The 7,327-nt window shown below is 25.9% G+C and carries 5 protein-coding genes; 1 reads left to right on the top strand and 4 read right to left on the bottom strand.

Annotated features, from left to right (window positions below; all coding sequences use genetic code 11):
- Positions 1–184: 184 nt before the first annotated feature.
- Entirely contained in the window at positions 185–793 is a 609-nt protein-coding gene (locus VN21_RS02735) for a YitT family protein (RefSeq protein WP_021432832.1), read from the top strand.
- 80 nt (positions 794–873) lie between these two features.
- Here the strand turns inward: VN21_RS02735 and VN21_RS19190 are convergent, their stop codons facing one another.
- The 4 genes from VN21_RS19190 to VN21_RS02720 all read right to left on the bottom strand — a co-directional run bounded on the left by VN21_RS19190 (position 874) and on the right by VN21_RS02720 (position 7,248).
- Positions 874–1,005, bottom strand: coding sequence for a hypothetical protein (locus VN21_RS19190; RefSeq protein ID WP_264303188.1), 132 nt, complete (start codon positions 1,003–1,005; stop codon positions 874–876).
- 136 nt (positions 1,006–1,141) lie between these two features.
- Entirely contained in the window at positions 1,142–3,577 is a 2,436-nt protein-coding gene (gene recQ / locus VN21_RS02730) for a DNA helicase RecQ (protein ID WP_046821935.1), read from the bottom strand.
- A gap of 117 nt (positions 3,578–3,694) precedes the next feature.
- Positions 3,695–3,895, bottom strand: coding sequence for a cold-shock protein CspD (gene cspD, locus VN21_RS02725; protein WP_021430592.1), 201 nt, complete (start codon positions 3,893–3,895; stop codon positions 3,695–3,697).
- Positions 3,896–4,017: 122 nt separating this feature from the next.
- Positions 4,018–7,248: an SNF2-related protein gene (locus VN21_RS02720; protein ID WP_046821934.1), complete on the bottom strand. Its 3,231-nt coding sequence runs from the start codon at positions 7,246–7,248 to the stop codon at positions 4,018–4,020.
- Positions 7,249–7,327 lie beyond the last annotated feature (79 nt).

Below are 7,327 nucleotides of genomic sequence, written 5' to 3'. Positions count from 1 at the left end.
ATAGCTATAACTATTGAAATAACTAGCTTCTATTTGGATTTTTGTAAAAACAAAAAAAACTTCATAAAAATCGTTGCAAATTCTCTGTTTTTTTCGTATAATATTTAGTTTGCTTTTTTGCTGTATACAAATTTGTATTTATTATATATAATGTTATTAAATACAAGAAAAAGGAAGGGATATTATGGCCAGGCGGCGATCTGTAGAACAAATTCTACTAGTACTGATAGGTTCTATTATACTATCATTTGGAGTTTATAATTTTAATTTTCAAAACAACATTACGGAAGGTGGAGTGTTAGGATTTTTACTACTGTTAAAAAATTTATTTAACATTAGACTTTCATTAGCAAATCTTATCATAGACTGTGCTCTACTATTAGTAGGATACAAGTTTTTTGGTAAAAAATTCATTAAGTATTCGTTAATAGCAACGATTAGCTTCTCTTTATCATTCAGCTTTTTTGAAAGCATAGGTCCAGTTATACCTAAATTTGATAACTTAATACTGGGAAGTATAATTGCCGGTGTTTTTGTTGGTTTAGGATCTGGTTTAGTTGTTAGAGCAGGAGGTGCAGCTGGTGGAGACGATGCTTTAGCATTAGTAATTTCTAAGACTACATCTTTAAAAATTGGTAAAGTTTATATGATAAGTGATTTTTTTATATTAGGTTTATCATTAATATATTTATCATTTTCTCAAATAGCTGTATCTTTAATTGCGGTCAGCGTAAGTGGAAAAGTTATAGACTTTGTATACTCATACAAAAACAAAGACATTGTAAGAGTTTAATTATAAAAGGGATATAAGATTATATTAATATAATCTTATATCCCTTTAAAATTTTAAAATACTATGATTATTTCATAGTATTATCTTTTATTTTCAAATATAGTTTTTGTAGTATATAAATCCTTACCTATACATCTTTGACTGTTGATTCTCTCTAAAGCAAGTATTTGCTTTGAAAACCCATTGAATACTTCTGATAATTTTTTTAACATGATTAAAATCCCCTTTCGTGTTTACATATTGTATACAATATACTGTATATCATTTAAGATATAAAGTCAAGTATTTTTGTAATAAAAACAAAAAAGAAATGTTAAAATTCAATTATTTAACATTTCTTTTTTTTATTTACATAAGATTATAATATTTTTTTAATATTACAGATCTTATAGCTTCATATTTTATATTATCAGGTAATCTTTTCTTTATGATACTAATCTTGTCTATTCCTTCTTCTTCACATATTTTTAATATATGTTCTTCATCTTCTTCAGTATAATATTTTTCTAAATTCACCTTGAAATCTATTTCAGATCCATTCTTTATCATATCTGTTACATAACCTAATATAGTAGAAATAGATACCTCTATTTCATTAGATATGTCTTCCAATGCTATACATTCTCTTAGCATATCTAATGCTATTTCTTCATTAGTTCTACTATCTCCATCTATTATAACTTTCAATCTGTTTTTTTCTTTCCAAATTTCAGATATATTATTTTCTTCTGTGTACCTATTAACTATGTCTAAAAATACATGTCCATATTTTTTTACTTTTACAGGTCCAAACCCGCTTATATCATTTAATTGTTCTTCATTTGATGGATATCTTCCACTAATTTCTTTTAATGAATTTTTAGATATTATCATAGTTGGCAATACCCCTTCATTCTTAGCGAGTTCACTTCTTTTTATATATAATTTTTCATAAAGTTCTTTATCTGTTTTAATATCTATAAAACCTAATTTTTCATCTTGCGGACTTATAAAATCACCCTGTGTTTTTATATTGTTTTCTTCAACATATTTGATTATTGCACTTCTAAATATTTCTCCATACTTCTCATATTTTACATTTCCAACACCTGGAGTTTGTAACATATTTTCTTTTGTTATTGGATATTTACTAGACATAACTTTTAAAGTTCCATCTCCAAATATCATATAAGGAGCTATGTTTTCTTCTTTTGATATATTATATCTAATTTGCTTAAGTATATCATATAGTTCATTTGATACTTCTAAGTTTTTAGATACTTTACTTTCTTTGAACTCTACTTTAATATCTCCTTTTATGATTTTCATAGAGTTTTCATTTAATTTTATGGTTGGGTAGGTTCCATCTATAGAATCTATAAAACCATGAGATATAAGTGTATTTATAAAAGTTTTTAAATCATCTGCTGAGTAATGTTTCATTATTCCATAAGTAGATAATTTATCAAATCCAAATTGTAAAACTTTTTTATTTTTAGATCCTCTTAGCACATCTATAATCATAGTTATACCAAAACTTCTTTTCATTCTAGCTATGCACGAAATAACCTTTTGAGCATCTATGGTTCTATCAACCAAACTTCCACTATCTAAACAATTGCTACAGTTTCCACATTCATCTTTAAACTCTTCACCAAAGTAATTTATAATGCTTTTTCTGTAACAATCATTGCTGTATACCAAATCTGACATGTCTCTTAATTTCTTATATTGAATATTTTTTCTATTTGGATTTTCTGTACCAATTTCAATTAAATATTTTTGTATATGTACATCTCCAGGAGTGAACAAAAGTACACATTCACTTTTTTCACCATCTCTACCTGCTCTACCTATTTCTTGGTAGTAATTTTCTATGCTTTGTGGCATATTATAATGTATTACATATCTTATATTAGGCTTGTCTATTCCCATTCCAAACGCATTGGTAGCTACCATAACACTTATGTCATCTTTTATAAAACCTTCTTGATTTAATTTTCGTTCTTCAGCTCCAAGCCCGGCATGATATCTAGAAACATTATATCCTCTTTTATTAAGACCTTCGTATATTTTATCTACTTCTTTTCTAGTTGCAGCATAAATAATCCCACTTTCGGATTTATGATTATTTATATATTCTAATAGATACTTGTTTTTATTTGAGGCTTTTTCTATAGTTATAGTTAAATTTTCTCGGTCAAAACCAGTTATAAACAATTTAGGATTGTTAAGTTCTAATAAATTTATAATGTCATTTCTTACTTCCATCGATGCTGTCGCTGTAAATGCAGTAACTATAGGTCTTTGTTCTAAACTATTTATAAATTGAGATATTTTTCTATAACTAGTTCTAAAATCATGACCCCATTGAGATACACAATGAGCTTCATCTATAGCTATTTGGCTTATTTCTTTAGATTTTATTAATTCTAAAAAATCATATGAATCTAATCTTTCTGGTGCTATATATATAATTTTGTATTTATCATTATCTATGTTTTTTATTATGTTTGAAACTTCCATTGCAGACAAAGAACTATTTATAAATGTTGCATTTATTCCCATTGTATTTAATGAGTCAACTTGATCTTTCATAAGTGATATAAGAGGAGATATAACTATTGTCAGACCATTTAAAATAAGAGATGGTATTTGATAACATATGGATTTACCTCCTCCAGTTGGCATAATTGCCAGAACATCATTACCATCTATAATTTCATTTATTATATCCTCTTGACCTTTTCTAAATTCTAGGTATCCGTAATATTTAGATAGTACATCTAAAGGCTTTATATTCATTCGTCTTCTCCTTTAAAATACTTATTATTATAAAATATACTTTTTCTCAAAACAAGAAAACTCCTTAAATATGCATAAACATACTTAAGGAGTGTTATATACTATATTATATATAAATTATGCTAAAGTAACATTAGCAGCTTGAGGTCCTCTAGCACCTTCAACTATTTCAAAGTTAACAGCTTGACCTTCTTCTAATGATTTGAATCCATCTTTTTGTATAGCTGAGAAATGTACAAATACATCATCTCCACCTTCTACAGATATAAATCCAAATCCTTTTTCATTGTTAAACCATTTTACTGTTCCTTGTTTCATTATGGAATCCTCCTAAAAATTAAAGCACAATCTTTCAGTACTTCTTTACTATTTGTGTTAATGATATCACATATATTTCTCAATTACAAGCGTTTTACCAAATAAATATTTAAAATATTCATTTAATTAGTAATTAAATGAATTAGTTCTTCCTTAGATAACATCTTTATAAAGCTCTCATTTTTCAAGTCCTCACTTATAATCTTTTGTATAAGCTCTTTCTTGTCTTCTTGTAGTTTGATTATGTTTTCTTCAATACTTCCTTTAGAAATAAGCTTTATAACTTCAACAACATTTTTTTGACCATATCTATGAGCTCTATCTGTAGCCTGGCTTTCAATTGCTGGATTCCACCAAGGGTCAAAGTGTATAACTATATCCGCAGATGTAAGATTTAATCCTGTTCCTCCTGCTTTCAATGATATTAAGAATACTCTTACATCTTCATTCTTATTAAACTCATCAACTAACTCAACACGTTGTTTTGGATTAGTTTGTCCATCTAAATAAAAATAATTTATATTTTCCTTTTCAAGTTCTTTTCCTATATTTTTTAATACAGATGTAAATTGAGAAAAAATTAATATTTTATGATTATTTTCAATATTCTCACTAACTATTTCATTTAAGACATTAATTTTACCACTTTCACCATGGTAGTTATCTATTTTAATAGATGGATCTAAGCAAAGCTGTCTTAATGTTGTTAGATATGACAATATAGTTATCTTATCTTTATTAAAATCTGCGTCTTTCATTTTTTCTTTTATATCATCTACATATGTTTTATATACTTTCTTTTGATCTTCTGTCATCTCAACAAAGAAATTAGTTTCAATTTTATCAGGAAGTTGAGATAAAACTTCCTTCTTTAGTCTTCTTAACATAAATGGCTGTATTTGCTTTTTTAGCTCTGCTATATTATCAGTAGTTTTTAAAAACTTCTCTTGGAATTTATTTTTAGAATATAAATATCCAGGCATAATAAAATCAAATATAGACCACAATTCTAATAAATTATTTTCAATCGGAGTTCCTGTAAGAGCAAATCTAACAGAAGCTTTTACTTGTTTTACAGCTTCAGAATTTTGAGAATATGGATTTTTTATGTTCTGAGCTTCATCTATTATACAGTAATCAAACTCTATATTTTCTAATTCACTAAAATCATTCTTTAAAATAGTATACGTTGTCAATATAACATCATTTTCATCTATGTTTTTCAACATTTCTTTACGCTCTGATTTGCTACCATGTAAAACTAATATATTTAAATTTGGTGCAAAAGTTTCAAATTCATTCTTCCAGTTATATATAAGTGATGTAGGTGCAACTACAATGCTTTTTTTATTTTTTTGTGAAAGTAAAAAAGCTATAGTCTGTATAGTTTTACCTAATCCCATTTCATCTGCTAGTATTCCTCCAAATTGTAGATGACTTAAAGTTTTAAACCATTTAAACCCTTGAATTTGATATTCTCTAAGACTTGCGTTTAACTCTTTAGGTACTAAAACGTCCATATTATTTATAGTTTCAAAGCTGGTTGATATCTCATCTATTTTATCCATTCCACTGATAAAAGAAATTTCATTTTCATCTATTAGGTTTTTCAAGTATATAGAACTTGCACTTCCTAAGCTATATGAAACCTCATTACTATCTTCATCAATTTGTTCATTATTATCTATAGAAATATGCCTATCCTTTATATCATCCACTAATTCAAGGAATTTAACCATTTGATCTTCTTCAAGATTTATATAGCTTCCATTTCCTAACTTATAATATTTACGTTTATTTCTTAATGCTTCTAGTATATTTTCTATTTCATGTTTTTCTATATCATCTATATTAAATGTAAATTCTAAGTAATTTTGTTTATTTAAGTTAAAGTTAGCTTTTATATCACTGCCTTTATAAACTTTTACTTTTTTCAATTTATCTGAATAATAAATTTCACCAATATTATTTAAATCAAAAATCTTTTCTTTAAAAAATTCATACAATTCATCAGGTGATAACTTACACAATAATCTATCCCCAGACCTTTCAAATCCATAAGAGCATACAGTATCCTCTATTTCATTTTCTTTTTTAAAGTTTCTAATTACATATCCATTTTTCTTACTTTCAGTTTCATCAGTATATACATAATCTATAAAACAAGAAATGTTATTTTTAATTTTATCGAAGTAAAATTTAGCATCTAAGTTATTACGTATTTGACTTTCTAAGTTTTCATCAAAAGCTATATTTTTAGAAGCTCTTTTTAATACCGGAAGAACTTCATTAAATAGGCTATCTGCAGCATCTTTCTTAAATGTTATATCCCCATTTTTAGTAAATAGATTATGAAATGGAACGTAGTTATAACATTGTTTATCTGATATAAGATATATAGCATTGTTTAACAATACGACATCACCTTTAGAATTTAATAGTGAAATATCTTTACTGTTAGAACTTAGTACAAGGTTATCCTCATCTTCATTTATATGAAAATATATATCTATGTCATTATTTTTTATATATGTTTTATATACTTTATCATCATAATTGAATATAATTTCTTTGTTTCTTATATTTCTTAAAAAGTTTTTTAATCCACTTTCCAATAGATTTAAGTGTTTTACATCTATAAGACTTACATCTACTTTAGAATCCTTGTATAAAGTTTGATCTATGTTTATATACTCTTCTACAAAATTTATAATAGACTCATCCTCTATAGAAAAATAGTCTGAAACAGGGTTATACTCAAAATCCTTACCATATTTTATAGATATATTCTCTCTTCTAGAATATATAAACTCGGGAATACTTTTTAATACATACATCTTATCTATGCCTATTTTAAAACTTACTTGATAATAATTTCCTATGTTGGAGTTTTGCTTTGTTAGTGACATTTCCAAATTTACTTTTCTATTTTGAGATAATTTTTCATTAGCTATTTTTATAATTTGAGTTGATGGGTCTAATTCTTGTTCTTTTTTCTTTCTATCTATTTTTTGTTGCTTTATTTTTCTTTGTAACATATCTATATAAACAAGAAAAGTAGCTATATTGTGTTTGCATATAAAATTCTTATTTTCATTTTCATTATTTACAAAGTCTATACAATTACATCTTGCACTTATAATTTCTTTTTTCTTTAAGTCTATTTCAAGTGTTGTATAATGTATTTCATTTGAGAAATCTGCACCTATTATTCCATCAATTGTTAAAATTCCATTTTTTGTGTGAGGTGTAACTTGGTCTACAATTCCTTTTTTATAATAAGTATATCCCCTCGCCCACATCGATTTTTGTGTACTTTCTCTTACCATGTCTATTAATTCTTTAAGTTGCAATTTTCTCACCTCTCATTTTTTGAACATCTTTTTATTATATCATATTTAAAATTATAATTTGATAAAATTAAATTTTTAA

This window comes from Paraclostridium benzoelyticum, from assembly GCF_001006285.1.
Taxonomy (GTDB): Bacteria; Bacillota; Clostridia; order Peptostreptococcales; family Peptostreptococcaceae; genus Paraclostridium; species Paraclostridium benzoelyticum.
Note: the sequence above shows the minus strand (reverse complement) of the source record. Positions and strands in the feature narration are given on the sequence as shown.

Bases quoted from the DNA above. Each gene is read 5' to 3' on its own strand.
- VN21_RS02735 (WP_021432832.1), top strand. From the start codon at position 185: ATGGCCAGGCGGCGATCTGTAGAACAAATTCTACTAGTACTGATAGGT.
- VN21_RS19190 (WP_264303188.1), bottom strand. From the start codon at position 1,005: ATGTTAAAAAAATTATCAGAAGTATTCAATGGGTTTTCAAAGCAAATA.
- cspD (WP_021430592.1), bottom strand. From the start codon at position 3,895: ATGAAACAAGGAACAGTAAAATGGTTTAACAATGAAAAAGGATTTGGA.
- recQ (WP_046821935.1), bottom strand. From the start codon at position 3,577: ATGAATATAAAGCCTTTAGATGTACTATCTAAATATTACGGATACCTA.